General features: G+C 66.3%; 18 protein-coding genes. 9 read left to right on the top strand and 9 right to left on the bottom strand.

Annotation, left to right across the window (positions count from 1 at the left end; genetic code table 11):
* Positions 1-245: 245 nt before the first annotated feature.
* The 4 genes from thrC (at position 246) to QX041_RS13055 (ending at position 4,412) form a co-directional block, all read left to right on the top strand.
* Entirely contained in the window at positions 246-1,661 is a 1,416-nt protein-coding gene (thrC, locus tag QX041_RS13070; RefSeq protein WP_315717913.1) for a threonine synthase, read from the top strand.
* Complete coding sequence (locus QX041_RS13065; RefSeq protein WP_315751523.1) at positions 1,661-2,950, top strand: pitrilysin family protein; 1,290 nt, start codon at positions 1,661-1,663, stop codon at positions 2,948-2,950. The genes thrC and QX041_RS13065 overlap by 1 nt, the downstream gene beginning before the upstream one ends.
* A gap of 114 nt (positions 2,951-3,064) precedes the next feature.
* The gene (locus tag QX041_RS13060; protein WP_315717912.1) at positions 3,065-3,652 is read left to right on the top strand and encodes a GNAT family protein; all 588 of its coding nucleotides are present in this window, start codon (positions 3,065-3,067) and stop codon (positions 3,650-3,652) included.
* A 142-nt stretch (positions 3,653-3,794) separates the two neighbouring features.
* On the top strand, positions 3,795-4,412 hold the full coding sequence (locus tag QX041_RS13055; RefSeq protein WP_316165809.1) for a hypothetical protein: 618 nt from the start codon (positions 3,795-3,797) through the stop codon (positions 4,410-4,412).
* 107 nt (positions 4,413-4,519) lie between these two features.
* Here QX041_RS13055 and QX041_RS13050 read toward each other — a convergent pair whose 3' ends face one another.
* The 5 genes from QX041_RS13050 to QX041_RS13030 form a co-directional block, all read right to left on the bottom strand.
* Positions 4,520-5,011, bottom strand: a complete 492-nt coding sequence (locus QX041_RS13050) for an ATP F0F1 synthase subunit B (RefSeq protein ID WP_315717911.1) — start codon at positions 5,009-5,011, stop codon at positions 4,520-4,522.
* On the bottom strand, positions 5,011-5,586 hold the full coding sequence (locus QX041_RS13045; RefSeq protein ID WP_315717910.1) for a F0F1 ATP synthase subunit B': 576 nt from the start codon (positions 5,584-5,586) through the stop codon (positions 5,011-5,013). Before QX041_RS13045 ends, QX041_RS13050 begins: the two co-directional genes overlap by 1 nt.
* Before the next feature lie 28 nt (positions 5,587-5,614).
* Positions 5,615-5,842, bottom strand: coding sequence for a F0F1 ATP synthase subunit C (locus QX041_RS13040; protein ID WP_006615622.1), 228 nt, complete (start codon positions 5,840-5,842; stop codon positions 5,615-5,617).
* A 40-nt stretch (positions 5,843-5,882) separates the two neighbouring features.
* Positions 5,883-6,626, bottom strand: a complete 744-nt coding sequence (locus QX041_RS13035) for a F0F1 ATP synthase subunit A (protein ID WP_315735910.1) — start codon at positions 6,624-6,626, stop codon at positions 5,883-5,885.
* Positions 6,627-6,713: 87 nt separating this feature from the next.
* A complete protein-coding gene (locus tag QX041_RS13030; RefSeq protein ID WP_315717908.1) occupies positions 6,714-7,091 on the bottom strand; it encodes an AtpZ/AtpI family protein in 378 nt (125 codons plus the stop codon).
* Between the two features lie 286 nt (positions 7,092-7,377).
* Between QX041_RS13030 and QX041_RS13025 the strand changes: the two genes are divergently transcribed.
* From QX041_RS13025 to QX041_RS13015, 3 genes are all read left to right on the top strand, one after another.
* Positions 7,378-8,001 (top strand): 2-hydroxychromene-2-carboxylate isomerase, encoded by a 624-nt coding sequence (locus tag QX041_RS13025; protein ID WP_316165576.1) that lies wholly within the window; start codon positions 7,378-7,380, stop codon positions 7,999-8,001.
* Between the two features lie 102 nt (positions 8,002-8,103).
* On the top strand, positions 8,104-8,670 hold the full coding sequence (locus tag QX041_RS13020) for a hypothetical protein (protein ID WP_315828027.1): 567 nt from the start codon (positions 8,104-8,106) through the stop codon (positions 8,668-8,670).
* Positions 8,671-8,694: 24 nt separating this feature from the next.
* Positions 8,695-9,162, top strand: a complete 468-nt coding sequence (locus QX041_RS13015; protein ID WP_316165575.1) for a secondary thiamine-phosphate synthase enzyme YjbQ — start codon at positions 8,695-8,697, stop codon at positions 9,160-9,162.
* A gap of 108 nt (positions 9,163-9,270) precedes the next feature.
* Here the strand turns inward: QX041_RS13015 and QX041_RS13010 are convergent, their stop codons facing one another.
* On the bottom strand, positions 9,271-10,941 hold the full coding sequence (locus QX041_RS13010; RefSeq protein WP_316165574.1) for an MFS transporter: 1,671 nt from the start codon (positions 10,939-10,941) through the stop codon (positions 9,271-9,273).
* Positions 10,942-11,293: 352 nt separating this feature from the next.
* Here QX041_RS13010 and QX041_RS13005 point away from each other — a divergent pair, with 352 nt between their 5' ends.
* Positions 11,294-11,968 carry a response regulator transcription factor gene (locus tag QX041_RS13005; protein WP_315717903.1) on the top strand — a complete coding sequence of 225 codons (675 nt, stop codon included), beginning with the start codon at positions 11,294-11,296 and terminating at the stop codon, positions 11,966-11,968.
* Positions 11,969-12,802: 834 nt separating this feature from the next.
* On the opposite strand, the gene QX041_RS13000 is transcribed toward QX041_RS13005, so the two are convergent.
* Both QX041_RS13000 and QX041_RS12995 read right to left on the bottom strand, forming a co-directional pair.
* A complete protein-coding gene (locus QX041_RS13000; RefSeq protein ID WP_315827991.1) occupies positions 12,803-13,165 on the bottom strand; it encodes a hypothetical protein in 363 nt (120 codons plus the stop codon).
* Positions 13,166-13,191: 26 nt separating this feature from the next.
* Complete coding sequence (locus tag QX041_RS12995; protein WP_315827992.1) at positions 13,192-14,163, bottom strand: alpha/beta hydrolase; 972 nt, start codon at positions 14,161-14,163, stop codon at positions 13,192-13,194.
* Between the two features lie 103 nt (positions 14,164-14,266).
* Between QX041_RS12995 and QX041_RS12990 the strand changes: the two genes are divergently transcribed.
* Positions 14,267-15,199, top strand: coding sequence for a LysR family transcriptional regulator (locus QX041_RS12990; RefSeq protein WP_315827993.1), 933 nt, complete (start codon positions 14,267-14,269; stop codon positions 15,197-15,199).
* A gap of 14 nt (positions 15,200-15,213) precedes the next feature.
* On the opposite strand, the gene QX041_RS12985 is transcribed toward QX041_RS12990, so the two are convergent.
* The gene (locus tag QX041_RS12985; RefSeq protein WP_315827994.1) at positions 15,214-18,732 is read right to left on the bottom strand and encodes a PAS domain-containing hybrid sensor histidine kinase/response regulator; all 3,519 of its coding nucleotides are present in this window, start codon (positions 18,730-18,732) and stop codon (positions 15,214-15,216) included.
* Between the last annotated feature and the right edge of the window lie 87 nt (positions 18,733-18,819).

Here is an 18,819-nt window from a genome sequence, read left to right as displayed (position 1 = left end):
TGGGGCGGACGGTCCGCTGGACCGGCCCGGGTCAGCCGTTGCGACCCAAGTCTCGTAACCGATGCCCCCTGACCCATGCTCCGTAACGCCGCCGTAACCCGCAGCCGTGACCATCGCTGCGGCAACAACCGGTTTCGCAACAAGGTCAAAACCATTATGGTGCCGGACCATGTTGCCGCCGGGCGGTTCCGATTTCGAATTCAATCAACGGGTTATGGCCTGGTGACGCAGGTCAGGAGAGCGGTTTGACGCGCTATGTTTCGACCCGCGGGGAAGCCCCCGCGCTCACCTTCTGCGATGTGATGCTGACCGGGCTCGCCCGTGACGGCGGCCTGTACGTGCCCGAGACCTGGCCGCAGCTGACGCCCGCGACGATCGCGTCGTTTTTCGGCCGGCCCTATTGGGAGGTCGCCGTCGAGGTCATCAAGCCGTTCGTCGCCGGCGAGATTTCCGACGAAGAGCTCGGCCGCATGGCCAACGAGGCCTATGCGACGTTCCGTCACCCCGCCGTGGTGCCGCTCGACCAGATCGCGCCGCATCAGTTCGTGCTGGAGCTGTTCCACGGCCCGACCTTGGCGTTCAAGGACGTGGCGATGCAGCTGATCTCGCGGCTGATGGACCACGTGCTGGCCAAGCGCGGCGAGCGCACCACGATCGTCGTGGCGACATCAGGCGATACGGGTGGCGCGGCGGTCGAGGCCTTCGCCGGCCGCGACAATGCCGACCTCATCGTGCTGTTCCCGCATGGCCGCATCTCCGAGGTGCAGCGGCGGATGATGACGACGTCGGGCGCGGCCAACGTCCATGCGCTGGCGATCGAAGGTCATTTCGATGACTGCCAGGCGATCGTGAAGGGCCTGTTCAACCATCACGGCTTCCGCGATTCGGTCAGGCTGTCGGGCGTCAACTCGATCAACTGGGCGCGCGTCGTCGCCCAGGTGGTCTACTACTTCACCTCGGCGGTCGCGATCGGGGCACCCCACCGCGCCGTCGACTTCACCGTGCCCACCGGCAATTTCGGCGACGTCTTCGCCGGCTATGTCGCCAAGCGCATGGGCCTGCCGGTGCGCACGTTGCGCGTCGCGACCAACGTCAACGACATCCTCGCCCGGACGCTGACGACCGGCATCTACGAGGTGCGCGAAGTGCATGCGACGGCTTCGCCCTCGATGGACATCCAGGTGTCGTCGAATTTCGAGCGGCTGTTGTTCGAAGCCGGCGGCCGCGACGCCGGCACCGTGCGGCGGCTGATGGACAGCCTCAAGCAGTCCGGCCGCTTCGTGCTGCCGGATGCCATGCTGGCGGCGATCCGCGCCGATTTCGACGCCGGCCGCGCCGACGAGACCGAGACGGCGGCGGCGATCCGCGCCGCCTTCCGCGAGGCCGGCGATCTCGTCGATCCGCACACGGCGGTGGCGCTGGCGGTGGCCGATCGCGACGGCACCGATTTGTCGGTGCCGAACATCGTTCTGTCGACCGCGCATCCCGCCAAATTCCCCGATGCGGTCGAGGCCGCCTGCGGGATGCGGCCGCATTTGCCGGTGTGGCTCGAAGGGCTGATGAGCAGGCGCGAGGACATCAGGATCATGCGGAACGACCAGGCCGAGGTGGAGAAGTTCATCCGCTCGGTCAGCCGGGCCGCCAAGCAGGGAATTGCATGATGGGCGTGGAAGTCACCAAGCTGCCGACGGGGTTGACGGTCGTCACCGACACGATGCCGCATCTGGAGACGGCGGCGCTCGGGGTCTGGGCCGGCGTCGGCGGCCGCGACGAGAAGCCGGACGAGCACGGCATCTCGCATCTGCTCGAGCACATGGCGTTCAAGGGCACGACCACGCGCAGCGCCCGCGAGATCGTCGAGACCGTCGAGGCGGTCGGCGGCGATCTCAATGCCGGCACCTCGACCGAGACCACGGCCTATTACGCCCGCGTGCTGAAGGCCGACGTGCCGATGGCGCTCGACGTGCTCTCCGACATTCTCGCCAATCCGTCCTTCGTGCCGGAGGAGCTGGAGCGCGAGAAGAACGTGATCGTGCAGGAGATCGGCGCGGCACAGGATACGCCCGACGACGTCGTGTTCGAGCATCTCAACGAGCTCTGCTTCCCGGACCAGCCGATGGGCCGCTCGCTGCTCGGCACCGCCAAGACGCTCGAGGCGTTCGATCGCGACAAGCTGCACGGCTATCTGTCGACGCATTATCGCGGGCCCGACATGGTGGTCGCCGCGGCCGGCGCCGTCGATCATCAGCGCGTGGTCGAAGACGTGACGAAACGATTTGCCAGCTTCAATGGCGGCCCGGCGCCGAAGCCGCTGCCGGCGGCGTTCGGCAAGGGCGGCTCGCGCGTCGTGCATCGCGATCTCGAGCAGGCGCATCTGACGCTCGCGCTCGAAGGCGTGCCGCAGGCCGACCCGTCGCTGTTCTCGCTGCAGGTCTTCACCAACATCCTCGGCGGCGGCATGTCGTCCCGGCTGTTTCAGGAGGTGCGCGAAAACCGGGGGCTCTGCTACTCCGTCTACACGTTCCACGCGCCCTATAGCGACACGGGATTCTTCGGCCTCTACACCGGGACCGATCCCGCCGACGCGCCCGAGATGATGGAGGTCGTGGTCGACATCATCGGCAACGCGGTGGAGACCTTGAGCGAGGCCGAGGTCGCCCGCGCCAAGGCGCAGATGAAAGCCGGGCTGTTGATGGCGCTCGAGAGCTGCAGTGCCCGTGCCGAGCAATTGGCGCGGCATATCCTGGCCTATGGCCGGCCGCAGACGTTGCAGGAGATGGTCGCCAAGATCGAGGCGGTCAGCGTCGAGAGCACGCGCGATGCGGCGCGGGCGCTGCTCGCACGCAGCAAGCCGGCGGTCGTCGCGCTCGGCACCGGCAGGGGTCTGGACACGGCGGTCACTTTCGCCGAAGGTCTGACCGGTTCGAGATCGAAAGCCCAACTGCACTGAACGTGGTGCGGCTCGGTGCGGTCCGCGCATTGCAATCCGCCAGCGCTCGGCATCGGAGATCTGGGGTGGGTCGGAGCAGGCTTCGACCCGGAAAGAGCAGGGGGAGCATCACAGATGGCCCTGTTTCGCTTGCCATCCAACGGACCGGCTGCGCTGGCTCCGCGCGGCCAGGGCCTGCTGTTGCGCGCGCCGCAGATGGCCGATTATGCGCAATGGGCGCGGCTGCGCGAGATCAGCCGCGACTATCTCACGCCCTGGGAGCCGATCTGGCCATCCGATGACCTGACGCGCTCGGGCTTCCGCCGCCGGCTGCGCCGCTATGCCGAGGACATCTCGGCCGACCGCTCCTATCCGTTCATCGTCTTCCGCGAGCAGGACGGCGCCATGCTCGGCGGCATCACGCTCGCCAATGTCCGCCGCGGCATCGTTCAGGCCGGCACCATCGGCTATTGGATGGGGCAGCCGTTCGCGCATCATGGCTACATGACGGCGGCGCTGCGGCTGCTGCTGCCGACCCTGTTCGGCGAGCTCAATCTGCACCGGGTCGAGGCGGCCTGCATCCCGACCAATACGCCGTCGATTCGCGTGCTGGAGAAATGCGGCTTCACCCGCGAGGGCCTGGCGCGTCGCTACCTCTGCATCAACGGGGTCTGGCAGGACCATTACCTCTACGGCCTGTTGCACGAGGATTTCCGGGGGTAGCAATCGTGATCGGGATCGCCGCGGGAGAGGCCGATCGGGGCTGGTTCCGGCCTCTGAAATGGGTATAGACGCCTGGGCTGGGCGACCGAGTTGCCGGGGATATCAGACGATGCGAGAGACGAGCGTGATCAGGGCTGGAACGTTGGCAGCCGTGCTGCTGGCCTTGGGAGCCGCCGGCGCGGCGCCGCCGGCAGCCGCCCAATCGCTGACCGACCGCTTCAAGAGCCTGTTCGGCGGCGGTTCCGACAACAAGGGGCAGGAGAACCTGCCCGCCAGCGGCGGACCGCCGGTCGATCCGACCGAGGGCCTGACCTGTCCGCCGGTCAACATTCGCGCCGGCGCCTCGACCTACGCCGTGGCCGCGCCCGGCAAGCAGGCCGTCGGCAACGACGTCCGGTTCCAGGCGTCGATCACCAAGACCGCGCGCGAATGCAGTCTCAACGGGGCCGAAATCACCGCCAAGATCGGCATCCAGGGCCGCATCGTTGCCGGCCCCGCGGGCGCGCCGGCGAGCGTCGACATTCCGATGCGCATCGCCGTGGTTCAAGGCGGCATCGGCGAGAAGGTGATCGCGACCAAGTCGTATCGCACCACGGTGCAGATGACCGAGGACGGCAGCGTGCCGTTCACGATCGTCGCCGAGGACATGGTCTATCCGGTGCCGCCGCCCGGCGCCAATGCCGACAATTACGTCTTCTACATCGGCTTCGACCCGCAGGCGCTGACCCCGGAGCGGCCGCACGGCAAGAAGCGGCGGTGACGATTGCCGTGGCGCGAGGCGGTCGCCGGAGAGCGTGAATAGCAAAAGGCCGGTGCGATGGGATCGCACCGGCCTTTTGAAGTTGATGGATGGAGACGGACTGCCGCTCAGTTCAGCTTGCGGCCGACTTCCGCGATGCCTTTAGCGACGAGGTCTTCGCCAAGAGCGCCCTTGACCGACTGCGACAGCACGGTCGCGGCGGCCTGGACGGCTGCCTCCGCCGCAGCGGACCTGACGTCGGCGAGAGCCTGGGCCTCGGCGAGGGCGATCTTGCCCTCGGCGGCCTTGGTGCGACGGGCGACGAAGTCTTCCATCTTGGCCTTGGCCTCCGCCGCGATGCGCTCGGCTTCCGCCTTCGCGCTGGTGACGATCTCCTCGGCCTCGCGTTCGGCGCTGGCGCGGCGGGACTTGTAATCGGCGAGCACTTTGGCCGCCTCTTCCTTGAGCCGCTTGGCCTCCGCCAGCTCGGATCTGATGCGCTCGGATCGATTGTCGAGCGCCTTCAGGACCGTGCGATGGACACCGAGATAGGCGAACAGGCCCATCAGGATCACGAAGGCAATCGCAACCCAGGTTTCCGGATCAGCGAGCAAATGCATCAGGCTGTTCCCTTCAACGATGCATCGACCGCAGCCTCGACCGTCTTGGCCGCGGGGGCCTTGCCGGTGAGCTGCTTCACGATCGCGCTGGCTGCGTCTGCGGCGATGCCGCGGACATTGCTCATTGCGGTCGTGCGCGTGGTGGCGATGGACTTCTCAGCCGCCGCGAGCTTGGCCGCGAGGCTGTCTTCCAGCGCCTTGCGCTCGGCGTCCGAAGAAGCCGCGAGCTTCTCGCGGGTCTCCGCTCCGATCGCCTGGGCACGGGCACGAGCCGTCGCCAGCTCGCTCTCATACGCCTTCATCGCGGCTTCGGATTCATCCTTCAGCCGTTGCGCTTCAGCCAGATCGCCGTCGATCGACTTCTGGCGGGCGTCGATGACGGCCCCGACCTTCGGCAGCGCCACACGCGAAACGATCACGTACAGCGCCACGAAGGCGATCACCAGGGAGACGATCTGGGAGGGAAAGGTTTCCTTCTGGAAGGGAGGGAAACCATGCCCGCCATCGGCCTCAGTATGGGCGCTTGCGGTGCCCTTGGCCTCGCCGCCCTTGGCCTCGCCATGACTTTCAGCCACGGGCTTCTCCTGTCCGGCTCAGGCCGTCTTAGACGGCGTACAGCAGGAGCAGGGCGATCAGCAGCGAGAAGATGCCGAGCGCTTCGGTCACCGCGAAGCCGAAAATCAGGTTGCCGAACTGGCCCTGAGCGGCCGACGGATTGCGCAGAGCGGCCGACAGGTAGTTGCCGAAGATGATGCCGATGCCGGCACCCGCGCCACCCATGCCGATGCAGGCAATGCCCGCGCCAATGTACTTCGCTGCAACCGGATCCATGAAACGAACTCCTTTGAGGGGTTTGGTAGAGAGGGCCGGATCAGTGGCCCGGATGGATAGCATCGTTGAGATAGATGCAGGTGAGGATCGTGAAGACGTAGGCCTGGAGGAACGCGACCATCAGCTCGAGGCCGGTCAGCGCGACCGTGAGGCCGAGCGGCAGCAGCGCGCCAACCTTGCCGACGAAGCCGAGCGCGCCGAGCATGGTCACGAAGCTCGCGAACACCTTCAGGGTGACGTGGCCGGCCAGCATGTTGGCGAACAGACGGACGCTGTGCGAGATCGGGCGGGAGAAGAAAGAGATGATTTCGATCACGACCACCAGCGGCAGGATCACCGCGGGGATGCCGGACGGCACGAACAGCTTAAAGAACTTCAGGCCGTTCTTGTAGAAGCCGTAGATGATGACCGTCAGGAACACCAAGAGCGCCAGCGAGAAGGTGACGATGATGTGGCTGGAGACGGTGAAGGTGTAGGGGATGATGCCGACGATGTTCGAGACGAAGATGAACATGAACAGCGAGAACACCAGTGGGAAGAACGTCATGCCGTGCGAGCCGGCGCTGGTTCTGATGGTGTTGGCGACGAATTCGTAGGACAGCTCGACCACCGACTGGAACCGGCCCGGCACGAGCGCGCGCCCGGCGGCCATCATCATGACGGCGATCAGCACGACCGCGAGCAGCATGTACGCGGACGAGTTGGTGAAGGTGATCTCCTGATTGCCGATATGGCCGATCGTGAAGATCTTGTTGAGGTGGAATTGATGGATCGGATCGATCATCCGCGTGGCGTCTCATTGTTCACCGGCCACGCCGGCGCTTTGCAATTCACTCGTTGGTCTTCCGCGCCGAGGTCTTCCGCGCATGTCTCACTGGCGGGGCCTGTCGGGAGCTATGCCTGCGGATCTCACCACGTTCAACACGCCGGCGGCGAAGCCGAGCAGGAAAAACACGATGAATCCGAAGGGCGATGTCGACAGCAAGCGGTCGAAGCCCCATCCAAGCACCGCGCCGACGAGGACACCGGCAATCAACTCGGACGACAGTCGCAGGCCACGCGCCATGGCCGAAGCCCTGGCTGCAGTGTCACCGCTGCCGATTCCAGGTTGATCAGTCCCGATCGAGCGGCCGTCGCGAATTTCGGACAACCGTTGGTCGAGACTTCCGAGCCTTGCGGAAAGCGCAACCTCATCGGGCGACTTGTCGCGATCCTTGTGTCCGCTGCTCTCGTTCGTGTCATCCGCCATGTGCCATCCGCCACGTGTGGAGACCCGACCCGGTGCCGCGAGTTTCAGGAATTAGCGCCCCATCGCCCTATAAAGCCGGGCGGACCATACTGACCGCATCCCCCCAAGTCAAGATTGCGTGTTGAACTGTTAGATGCCTGAATTTACACGTTTTCTCGGCTTTTTCGTCAGATCGGTCGCGCGTGTCACCGCGCCGCATCAACAGTGTTGTGTGCGGCTGCGATCTTGCACCTGTCAATGCCCTCTGATCCGATGTCCCTGACCTCCGACCGGCACGGGAACCCGCATGTCGCGCCAGATCGATTACTATTTCTCGCTGCAGTCGCCATGGGCCTATATCGGCCACCGGCTGTTCCGCGACATCGCCGCGAGCCACGGCGCGACCGTCAACCTCAAACCGGTCATGCTGGTGGATCTGTTCGCCGAGACCGGCGGGCTTCCGCTGGCCAAGCGCCATCCGGCGCGGCAGCGCTATCGCATCGTCGAGCTGAAGCGGTGGCGCGACAAGCGCGGTCTCGATTTCCACATCCAGCCGAGCAACTGGCCCTTCAACGCCCGGCTCGCCGACGGCGTCGTCATCGCGGCGCAGCAGGCCAGCCTGGATCCCGAGCCCTATCTGCAGCGCGCCTTCCCGGCCATCTGGGAGCAGCAGCTCAATCTTGCGGATGCCGAGGTGATCGCCGGCTTGGCCGATGCAGCCGGGCTGCCGGGCCGCGATCTCGTGACGCAGGCGGCGACGGACGTGGTCGGGGCGGCCTACGAGCAGAACCGGCAGGACGCGATCGCGGCCGACGTGTTCGGCTCGCCGGCCTATGTGCTGGACGGCGAGATTTTCTGGGGGCAGGACCGCCTCGAGCTGCTGGCGGACGCGTTGAAATCCGGTCGCTCCGCCTATACGTCCGAAACATAGGTGCGGCCTGTGGCAGGGGATCGCACCTGAGGCAACGTCATGGCCGCGACACAATGTCGGCGTGCATGGCGGCGGTTGCGAATGCGCCTGGGAGAGCCAGCCATGAGTCTCACGAAGCCGTACCGGCCGTCCCTCCTCGCGCTGCTGGCGTTGAGCTGCCTCGGCGGCGAGGCGTTTGCGGTCGAGGACACCGCGCCTGACGGCGACAAGGGACGCTATACGATGTCGACGACATCGGACGGCGTGATCCGGCTCGATACCAAGACCGGTGCGGTCTCGATGTGCAACAACAGCAGTGGATCGGGCTTTGCCTGTTACGCGGTGCCTGATGAGCGCGCCGCGCTGGACGCCGAGATCGGCCGTCTGCAGGCGGAGAATGAAAAGCTCAAGGGCCAGCTCGCGTCGCGCGATCAGAGCATCTCCGGCAAGATTGATGAGCCGCTGCCGAAAGATCAGGCGCTGCCCAAGTCCGATCAGTTGAGGAAAGCCGAACCCAGGACGGGGGACAAGCCGGGTGAATCGAAATCCTCCGATGGAACGCGCAAGCTCGAGATCCCGCTGCCCAGCGACCAGGACATGGACCGCATGATGGGGTTCCTCGAGCAGGCCTGGCGCCGGCTGCTCGACATGGCAACGCGGGTGCAGAAGGACGTCTCGGGCAGGATCTGAAACCGCTTCGAGGAGGCTGTATCCATGTCGGCACGATCGGCCTCGCGCACGGCACCTTCGGTCGTTGCGATCGATACGGTGGCGACGTCGATCCTGACGGTGCAGACCTCCGGCCGCGGCTTCACTGATCTCACGCGCGAGGTCGCGGCGTTCCTGCGCGAGGTCCGTGCGAAGGAAGGGGTGGTGACCGCGTTCATCCGCCACACCTCGGCGTCGCTCACGATCCAGGAGAATGCCGATCCGACGGTGCTGCACGATCTCACCACGGCGCTGTCCCGGCTGGCGCCGGAGGATGCCGGCTGGGTGCACGACGCCGAGGGGCCCGACGACATGCCGGCTCACATCAAGACCCTGCTGAGCTCGGTGTCGCTGCAGGTGCCGGTGAGCGACGGTCGCATGCTGCTCGGCACCTGGCAGGCTCTCTATCTGATCGAGCATCGGTCTCGTCCGCATCGGCGCGAGGTGGTGTTGCAGTTCATCGGGGCGGTCTGACCGGCAAAAAGAGCAAACGCCTGGCCTGAAATGCGGAACGGCCGCGGAGCGATCCGCGGCCGTTCGTCGGAAGGGGATGCGAGCGGATGGGGCCGCTCGCAACACGGGTCACTTCGCCTGGATGTCGACGTCCTTGGTTTCCGGCAGGAACAGGAAGCCGACCACCGCAGTGATCACGGCGAAGAAGATCGGGTACCACAGGCCGGCATAGATATCGCCGGTCGAGGCCACGATCGCGAAGGCGGTTGCGGGCAGGAGGCCGCCGAACCAGCCGTTGCCGATGTGATACGGCAGCGACATCGAGGTGTAGCGGATCTTGGTCGGGAACAGCTCGACCAGCATCGCGGCGATCGGGCCGTACACCATGGTGACGAAGATCACCAGGATGAACAGCAGACCGATGATGGCAGCCACCTGCGGACGGAAGATGTCGAACGGATGCGCCATCTTGACGATGCCGGCATCACCCGCCTTCGGATAGCCGGCCTCGCCGATCGCGGCCGTCAGCGCCGGGTTGCTGGTCTTCGCGTCGGTGTAGGGCACTTCCTTGCCGTTGAAGGTGACCTTCACGCCGGAGCCGGCCGGGCCATAAACGGTCGAGTACCTGACCGAGGACTGGGCCAGGAAGGCGCGGGCGGTGTCGCAAGGCGCGGTGAAGACGCGGGTGCCGACCGGGTTGAACAGATCGCCGCAGCCGGCGGGATCAGCCACCACTTCCACCTTCGTCGCCTCGATCGCCTTCTCCAGCGCCGGGTTGGCGTTGGTGGTGATCATCTTGAAGATCGGGAAGAAGGTCAGTGCCGCGATCAGGCAGCCGCCCATGATGATCGGCTTGCGGCCGATCTTGTCGGACAGCATGCCGAACACGATGAAGAAGCCGGTGCCGAGCAGCAGCGACCAGGCGATCAGCAGGTTGGCGGTGTAGCCGTCGACCTTCAGGATCGATTGCAGGAAGAACAGCGCGTAGAACTGGCCGGTGTACCAGACCACGCCCTGGCCCATCGTGGCGCCGATCAGCGCCAGCAACACGATCTTGGCGTTGCCCCAGTTCGCGAACGCTTCCGTCAGCGGCGCCTTCGAGCTCTTGCCCTCGTCCTTCATCTTCTGGAACACGGGCGATTCGTTCAGGCGCAGACGGATCCAGACGGAGACGCCGAGCAGCAGCACGGAGACCAGGAACGGAATGCGCCAGCCCCATTTGGCGAAGTCGGCCTCGCCGATGATGGTGCGGGTGAACAGGATGACCAGCAGCGACAGGAACAGGCCCATCGTCGCCGTCGTCTGGATGAAGGAGGTGTAGTAGCCGCGCTTCCCCATCGGGGCGTGCTCGGCGACATAGGTCGCGGCGCCGCCATACTCGCCGCCGAGCGCGAGGCCCTGCAGCAGGCGCAGGCCGATCAGGATCACCGGTGCCGCGAAGCCGATGGTCTCGGCGTTCGGCAGCAGGCCGACGATGAAGGTCGACAGGCCCATGATCAGGATCGTGACCAGGAAGGTGTATTTGCGGCCGACGATGTCGCCGATGCGGCCGAACACGATCGCGCCGAACGGGCGGACCAGGAAGCCGGCGGCGAACGCGAGCAGTGCGAAAATGTCGCGGGTGGCTGCCGGATAGCCGCTGAAGAACTGCGCGCCGATGATCGAGGCCAGCGACCCGTAAAGATAGAAGTCGTACCACTCGAAGACGGTGCCGAGAGAGGAGGCCAGAATGACGAAGCGTTCGTCCTTCGTCATGCCTCCCGATCTCGCTTGTGTGGCTACCATTGTTGACATCGGCATTCGCTCCCCATGATTGTTGTGATGATGGCTTTCGCCTCCGCATGCCGGACTTGGACGGCGCAGGTCGCGGAGACCTTGCTCTTCAGTAACATTGCAGTGAAACCCGCCCCAATACGACTTTCGGCTCTGCCCTCTGCGGCGCGCGGGAAAGATGGGGACATTGCGGCGGATCAAGTTCGGTGAGCGGCCGTCGCGCTACCGATGTTGCGTTGCACAAGGTTCGGATTAACCGCCTTCCCTGCAAGTGGAATTGGACGCTTGCATGCAACCGGTGGCCGGGCGAGTATTTCCGGAAAACCGGGCGCGTGCAGTTGCAGCATGTCGTCGGTCTCGCAAGGTCAAGTCTGGATTCATGGCGGCTGCCAGCACCCATCTCGTCATTGCCGATGATCACCCGCTGTTCCGCAACGCTTTGCGGCAGGCGGTCGCGAGTGTGCTCGCGGAGGCGGTGGTCGACGAGGCCGGTTCGTTCGAGGACCTCACCGCGCTGCTGGAAAAGGATTCCGAGGTCGATCTCGTACTTCTCGACCTCACCATGCCCGGCATCTCCGGCTTCTCGGGCCTGATCTATCTGCGCGCGCAATATCCGGCGATCCCGGTCGTCATCGTGTCGGCGAGCGACGATGGCGCGACGATCCGCCGCTCGCTCGATTTCGGCGCCTCCGGCTTCATCCCGAAGCGGTTCGGCGTCGACACGCTGCGCGATGCCATCAAGAAGGTGATGGACGGCGACGTCTGGGTGCCGCCCGACACGGACTTGGCCGCCGGCGCCGATCCGGAGATGACCAGGCTGCGCGACCGTCTGGTGACGCTGACCCCGCAGCAGGTGCGGGTGCTGATGATGCTGTCGCAGGGGCTGCTCAACAAGCAGATCGCCTACGAGCTCGGTGTCTCCGAGGCGACCATCAAGGCACATGTGTCGGCCATCCTGCAGAAGCTCGGTGTCGAGAGCCGGACGCAGGCGGTGATTGCGGCGGCGAAGATCGCGGGCAGCGCCTGGCGGCAGGACGCGCCGACGGGGAAGTAGGCGACGGGAAAATCTGGATGAGTCGTCATTCCGGGTTCGGCTCTGCGAGCCGCCCCGGAATGACGATACCCCGCAGCTATCTGCCGGAGTCACCATTGGCCGGCGCTTGATGACGTCTTGCAGTGTATGTGGACAGCGTCCATTCCGCACGCCTTCTGCTCCACTCGCGACACACCTTCACGGCCTCGCGACGCATCGCGCGTCCGAGCTTTGCTCATTGTCCGCCCTCTCGAAGACAGAGGGCGCAGGGAAGGCCGGGCGCTGGCCGCGCCCGTGGCCCGCCTGCAGAAAAAAGCAGGCGGCAGTCACCACAGGTCTGGCCGAACACACCCGGCCCTCCCTGCGCGATGGTTTTGACGGCTGCTCCGTGCTCTCCCCGGGGACCGGCGTTCTTGCCCCCGTCATCCGCAACATCGTCGCTACGGACTTGGCATCAGCACCGGGATGCCAGGACCACACGGCTTGACCGTGCGCGCCGGATCGTTCGTCCGCAGGACCAAGCCCGCTGCGACCCGACGCGCCCACCGCATCCCGCACCCCACGTTCGTGACGATCGCGAAGCGCCCCTCATGACGAGCACGGGACGACTCAAGGGGTAGCACGATTTCGGGAAAAAAGAAAGTCTGTATCTAGGGGGACGCAGAGCAAAGTGCGCAAGCTCCGCTTAGGCCCATCTCCGTGCAAGTCTCCCCAAAGCCACGGTAAGATTCCGCAGGTGTGCCAAGGCGCCCTGCCGCGAGGTTTGCGACGTTGAGTTTTGTTGGACTGTTACCGAGGCCTTCCAGTCTTGTGGAGCAAGTGACGCCTTGTTGGTCCGTACATCAATCCGGTCGGCTAGACCTGATCTTTGAGATCGAGTGTAGCAATCTTCTCCCTCACTTCGTCGCTAAGATAATTGGGATTGACCGTTCGCAGATATCGAAGTGCTTCTACGTCATTGGCCTTGTACTCAAGGCGTCGCTTGTAAAATGTTAGGCGACCTTCGGATTCCGAGATTATCTGACCCCAGGTCTTTACCCAAACTCGAACCTTCGGCTCGTCATACTCGGCCAACCCGGCGTAGCCGGCGGCGTCGAACAGCTCGACCCACCGATCCCACGAGCCGGGCTTCAGCCACAGGCCGTGGATGAAGATGATCGCGCGCCTTTGCGAGGCGTTGGCTGCGACGATCGCATCATCGCATGTGTGGGTCGACATGATCGGCGCCCTTCTGCTGCGTTGGATCAGTTGCGCGGCGGCGTGGCGGCGGACTGCCCGTTGAGGAAGGCGTCGATCGCAGCGACCGTCGCGGCCGGCTGCTCCTCCATCAGCCAATGGCCGGAGCCGGGGATGACCTGCTCCTGCACGTTGGACGCGCCGGCCCGTGCCACCACCGCCATGGTCGGGCCGAAGGACGCCGCGCCACCGATCGCCAGCACCGGCATCGTCAGCTTGCCATGCGCCGCGAGCCAGGCGCGGTTGTCGATCGCGTCCTGATCGAAGGCGGCGAACTGGCTGAAGCCCGCATGCATCCGCCCCGGGCCGGCATAGAGCTGCGCGTAATGGACGCGCGCGGCCTCCGGGAAGTGGGCAGGGTTAGCCGAGAACTCGTTCCAGAAGCGGTCGAGATAGATGCGCTCGCGCCCCTCCACCAGGCGCTCCATGTCGGGGCCGCCGAAGCGGAAGTGCCACAGCAGCGGGTTCTTCAGGATCTCCTCCCACGGGCCGATGCCCGGCACCGGCGCATCCATCAGCACCAGCTTGGTCACGCGGTCGGCGTGCCGCGCCGCCAGCGCATAGGCGACCATGTTGCCGATGTCGTGCGCCACGACCTCGGCGGTGCGGGCGCCCAGCGCGTCCATGACGCCGGTGATGTCCTCGGCCTGGTTGGCCTTCTCAAAACCCTTGTCGGCGCGGGCGGACAGGCCGAGCCCGCGCAGGTCGGGCACGATGACCGTGTGGTTCTGCGAAAGCTTGGCGGCGAGCGGCACCCACATGTCGCCGGTGTCGCCATAGCCGTGCAGCAGCACCACCGCGGGTCCAGTGCCGCCGACGCGGACGTGGAGCGTGGTGCCGTTGGTCGGGATCTCCTGGGTGCGGAAGGTCTTGGGGAAATTCCCGGGCGCCTCGGTCGCGTCGGCGAGGGCGGCGCTGGTCAGGACGGTGAGCGCGGTGGCGACAAAGGCGGTTCGTTGCAGCAGGCGGGGAAGGGTCATGGCGATCTCCTCAGTGGCCGTGTTGATGCACGCAAAGCTAGACGAGCGAGGTCCGCGGTATTAGAGGGTAGTCACGCCAAGGATTTTTGATCGGGACGCAAAGATGGTATTGTCCAGCGCGGACCGTGCGCGGGATCTCGAAGTGTTCTGCGCCGTCGCCGGCAGCGGCAGCTTCTCGGCCGCCGGTCGCAGTCTCGGGCTGACGCCATCGGCTGTGAGCCGGACGCTCGACCGCATCGAGGCGCGGCTTGGCGCGCGGCTGCTGTTGCGAAGCACGCGGGCGCTGACGCTGACCGCCGAGGGGCAGTCCTATCTCGCGGCCGCCCGTCGCATCCTCGCCGACCTCGACGAGGCCGAGCAGGCGATCGCAGACCAGGGCGCGCCGCGCGGGCGCATCCGGGTCAGCGCCGCCCTCTCGCACGGCCGCGTCTGCATCGTCCCTCTGCTCGGCGAGTTCGTGCGGCGCTATCCGAACATCCTGGTCGACATCAATCTGAGCGACGGGCTCGTCGACGTGGCGGCGGGGCAGGCGGACGTCGCGATTCGCGGCGGTCCGCTGCCCGACAGCGCGCTCACCGCGCGCCGCCTCGGCGACAACGGCCGCACCATCGTCGCCTCGCCCGACTACCTGGCGCGCTGGGGCGTGCCGGAGGCGCCGGAAGACCTCTACAACCACAATTGCCTGAACTTCAGCTTTCGCCGCGCCGAGCCGGTGTGGCCGTTCCGCCGCGATGGCGTCGACTATGCGCTGAAGGTGCGCGGCGCCGTCGAAGCCAACAGCGGCGACACGCTCAGCCAGCTCGCGCTCGATGGCGTCGGCATCGCCCGCGTCGGCGATTTCAGCCTCGGCAACGCGATCGCAGAGGGGCGGCTGGTGCCGCTGCTCGAAGCGTTCAATCCCGGCGACAGGGAGGTCTTTCACGCCGTCTTCGTCGGCGGCGCCAACACGCCCGCGCGTGTTCGGGTGTTCGTGGACTATCTGGTCGAGCGGATGGGGGACAGTCCCGGCAAGGCAGCAACGCGGCGAGGGTCGTGACTTGGCAGCCGCCCTTACTCCGCCGCCACCATCTGCTGAATCCGCCACTGTCCCAACAACGCCCGCAGCGACGCCGGCTTCAGCGGCTTGTTGAGCACGGCGATGTTGTCGTCGCGGGCGGCAGCGCGGACGTGGGGGCTGCGGTCGGCGGTGATCAGGATCGCGGGCAGCGCCTCGTTGAAGCGGCGGCGGATGTCGCGGATGGCGGCGATGCCGTTGCCGCGGTCGAGATGGTAGTCGACGAGCAGGCCGGTGACGGCGCCGTAGCGCGCCGCGATCGCCTCCATCGCGGACTCCGGATCAGGGACGGCGATCACCTCGGCGTCCCACGCCGTCAGCAGGGTCTTCATGCCGTCGAGGATCGCCGGATCGTTCTCGATGCAGACGATCAGGGCGCCCGCAATCGGCGTCGTCGCCAGCGGGGTCGCGGTGGTGACGGCGGCGGTGTGGTTGATCGCCTTGGCGATCGGCACCGTCACTGAGAACACCGAGCCGCGGCCGGGCCGCGAGTCCAGCGCAATGCCGTGGTTCAGCACGCGCGCGATGCGCTCGACGATCGACAGCCCCAGGCCGAGGCCGCGCGCGATCCGCGCGCCCTGCTCGAGGCGGTGGAATTCCTTGAAGATCTCGCCGCGCTTGACCGGGGGGATGCCGACGCCGGTGTCGTAGACGCCGATCTGCAGCGACTGGCCGTGGCGGCGGCAGCCGACCAGCACGCGGCCCTTGGGGGTGTACTTGATGGCGTTGGAGATGAAGTTCTGCAGCAGCCGGCGCAACAGCAGACGGTCGGACTCGACCGGCAGCGACGACGGCACGAACACCAGCTCCAGACCCTTGGCGCGCGCGGCGGGCGCGAACTCGATCTCCAGCGAGCGCATCAGGTCGGCCATCTTGAAGCTCGAGACCTGCGGCGTCATCGCGCCGGCATCGAGCCGGGAGATGTCGAGCAGCGCGCCGAGAATCTCCTCGATCGCCTCGAGCGAGTCGTCGATGTTCTCGACCAGGCGCGAATCCTCGCCGGCCGTCTGCCGCTCGACGAGGCTCGTCACGTAGAGCCGCGCCGCGTTCAGCGGCTGCAGGATGTCGTGGCTGGCCGCCGCAAGGAAGCGCGTCTTGGAGATGTTGGCGTCCTCGGCGGCGCTCTTGGCCAGCGCCAGCTCCGAATTCAGCCGCGTCAGCTCCTCGGTGCGGTCGCGGACGCGCTTCTCCAGCGTCGCATTGGCGCGCTCCAGTGCCTCGGCGGCTTCGAACGAGGGCGTGACGTCGGTGAAGGTGATGACGAGGCCGCCATCCGGCATGCGGTTGGTGCGGACCTCGATCACCATGTGGCGGTCGGCGAGGCGTTCCAGATAGGGCTCGCCTTCGGTGGTGTAGGCGGCGAGCCGCCGCGCCAGCAGCGCCTCGCCGTCCTCATAGGTGGGCGCGCCGATCGTGCCCATGAATTCGAGGATCTCCTTCAACGGACTGCCGATCTGCACCAGATCCGGCGGCAGCCCGAGCAGGTCGACGAACTGGCCGTTGGAGCAGATCAGTTGCAGGTCGGCGTCGAACACCGCGATGCCCTGGCGCACATGGTTCAGCGCGGTCTGCAGGATCTCGCGGTTGAAATGCAGCGCGGCATGGGAATCGTCGAGCAGCTTGAGCGCGGCCTTGGCGGACACCGTGCGCTTGCGCAGGAGCAGCGACATCACGAGGCGCGACGACGCCGCGCCGATCGAGGAGGCGATCAGGTGCTCGGCATGGCGCAGCAGCTCGAAATCGGCCGGCGCGGCCGGATCGAGCGGGAGGTTGCGCTGGGCGGCGAACGCCTCGAACGAGGCGCGGGCGCGGTCGGGACCGAGATATTGGCCGACCGTGCTCTGGATGTCCTGCACCGTCACGGTCGAGCGCCAGCGCCGGAAGCTCGGCGCACTCGGCGTCAGCTCGGCCGGCACGAAGATGTCGGCCTGCAACAGCTCGATCGACGACGGCTGCCGCGCCAGCGACAGCACGACGTAGGTCAAGAGATTGAGCGACAGGCTCCACAGCACGCCGTGCAGCAGCGGCGGCAAATCGGTGCCGAGCAGCGCCTGCGGCCGCAGCGGCTCGAAGCCGAACGGACCGTGCTGCAGGAACAGGATGCCGGCGGTGGAGGTGTCGAGGAAGCTCGGGATGAACAGCGTGTAGAGCCAGACGGCGAAGCCGACCAGCATGCCGCCCATCGCGCCGCGCGCGGTCGCGCGCCGCCAGAACAGGCCGCCGAAGAAGCTCGGCGCGAGCTGCGCGATGGCGGCGAACGACAGCAGGCCGATCGCGGCGAGCTGGGTGTTGCCGAGCGCGCGGTAGTAGAAATAGGCCATCACCATGATGGCGAAGATCGCGATGCGGCGGGTGCCGAGCAGGAAGCCGGCGAAGTCGCGGCCGATCTCGCGCTGCTCCTGGCGCTGCAGCACCAGGGGCACGACGATGTCGTTGCACACCATGATCGACAGCGCCACGCATTCGACGATCACCATCGCGGTCGCCGCCGACAGGCCGCCGACGAAGACCAGGATCGACAGCCATTGCGAATTGGCCTCGATCGGCAGCGCCAGCACGTACATGTCGCTGTCGACGGCGCCGAACGGGAAGGTGATGAGGCCGGCGAGAGCGATCGGGATCACGAACAGATTGATCGCGATCAGATAGAGCGGAAACAGCCAGCGCGCACGCGACACCTCGGCATCGTCGGCGTTCTCGACCACGCTGACATGGAACTGGCGCGGCAGCAGCATCGCGGCGCAGAACGACAGCAGGGTCATGGTGAGGAAATTGCCGATGCCCGGCACATATTCCAGCGCGCGCTCGGCCTCCGGCGATTTCATGGCCCGCTCGATCAGCTCGACCGGCGAGAACATCCAGAAGGTGACGAAGGCGCCGGCGGCGATGAAGGCGACCAGCTTGATGATCGACTCGGTCGCGACCGCCAGCATCAGGCCGTGCTGGTGCTCGGTGGCGTCGGTCTGCCGCGTGCCGAACAGCACCGCGAAGACAGCCATCGCCAAGGTGACCATCAGCGCCATGTCGCCGACGAAGGGGATGTGGGCGAAGGCGCGGTCGTCGATCAGGATGGTCTGCAGCGACGAGGCGACGGCCTTGAGCTGCAGCGCGATGTAGGGCACCGAGCCGATGATCGCGATCAGCGCCACGGTGGCCGCCACCGCCTGGCTCTTGCCGTAGCGGGCGCCGATCAGGTCGGCAACGGAGGTGATGTTCTGCGACTTGGCGAGCCGGATCACCCGGCGCAGCAGCGGCGTGCAGGCGCCGACCATCAGGATCGGCCCGAGATAGATCGCGAGGAAGTCGACGCTGGTGCGGGAGGCGAAGCCGACCGAGCCGAAGAAGGTCCAGGACGTGCAGTAGATCGCCAGCGACAACGGGTAGATCAGCCCGGCCAGCCGACCGCGGCTCTCTGCCGGCCGCCGTTCGCCGGCCCGGTTGCCGCGGCTGGCGACCAGGAACAGGAACCCGATATAGCCGAACGCGGCCAGGATCACGCCCCAGTCGTGCAGCATCTCCTACGCGTCTCCGACGTCTTCCTCGAAGGCTCCGGGCTGATCCCGTTGTCCGGGAAATCTAGCCCGTTGCTGGAGGCAGGGCGA

Origin of the sequence: Bradyrhizobium sp. SZCCHNRI2009 (assembly GCF_032485115.1) — a bacterium.
Classification (GTDB): Bacteria; Pseudomonadota; Alphaproteobacteria; order Rhizobiales; family Xanthobacteraceae; genus Bradyrhizobium.
Note: the sequence above shows the minus strand (reverse complement) of the source record. Positions and strands in the feature narration are given on the sequence as shown.

Coding starts and splice junctions, on each gene's coding strand:
- QX041_RS13065 (WP_315751523.1), top strand. CDS start 1,661: ATGGGCGTGGAAGTCACCAAGCTGCCGACGGGGTTGACGGTCGTCACC.
- QX041_RS13000 (WP_315827991.1), bottom strand. CDS start 13,165: ATGTCGACCCACACATGCGATGATGCGATCGTCGCAGCCAACGCCTCG.
- QX041_RS13040 (WP_006615622.1), bottom strand. CDS start 5,842: ATGGATCCGGTTGCAGCGAAGTACATTGGCGCGGGCATTGCCTGCATC.
- QX041_RS12990 (WP_315827993.1), top strand. CDS start 14,267: ATGGTATTGTCCAGCGCGGACCGTGCGCGGGATCTCGAAGTGTTCTGC.
- QX041_RS13030 (WP_315717908.1), bottom strand. CDS start 7,091: ATGGCGGATGACACGAACGAGAGCAGCGGACACAAGGATCGCGACAAG.
- QX041_RS13015 (WP_316165575.1), top strand. CDS start 8,695: ATGTCGGCACGATCGGCCTCGCGCACGGCACCTTCGGTCGTTGCGATC.
- QX041_RS13035 (WP_315735910.1), bottom strand. CDS start 6,626: ATGATCGATCCGATCCATCAATTCCACCTCAACAAGATCTTCACGATC.
- QX041_RS13060 (WP_315717912.1), top strand. CDS start 3,065: ATGGCCCTGTTTCGCTTGCCATCCAACGGACCGGCTGCGCTGGCTCCG.
- QX041_RS13005 (WP_315717903.1), top strand. CDS start 11,294: ATGGCGGCTGCCAGCACCCATCTCGTCATTGCCGATGATCACCCGCTG.
- QX041_RS13010 (WP_316165574.1), bottom strand. CDS start 10,941: ATGCCGATGTCAACAATGGTAGCCACACAAGCGAGATCGGGAGGCATG.
- QX041_RS13025 (WP_316165576.1), top strand. CDS start 7,378: ATGTCGCGCCAGATCGATTACTATTTCTCGCTGCAGTCGCCATGGGCC.
- QX041_RS12995 (WP_315827992.1), bottom strand. CDS start 14,163: ATGACCCTTCCCCGCCTGCTGCAACGAACCGCCTTTGTCGCCACCGCG.
- QX041_RS12985 (WP_315827994.1), bottom strand. CDS start 18,732: ATGCTGCACGACTGGGGCGTGATCCTGGCCGCGTTCGGCTATATCGGG.
- QX041_RS13020 (WP_315828027.1), top strand. CDS start 8,104: ATGAGTCTCACGAAGCCGTACCGGCCGTCCCTCCTCGCGCTGCTGGCG.
- QX041_RS13050 (WP_315717911.1), bottom strand. CDS start 5,011: ATGCATTTGCTCGCTGATCCGGAAACCTGGGTTGCGATTGCCTTCGTG.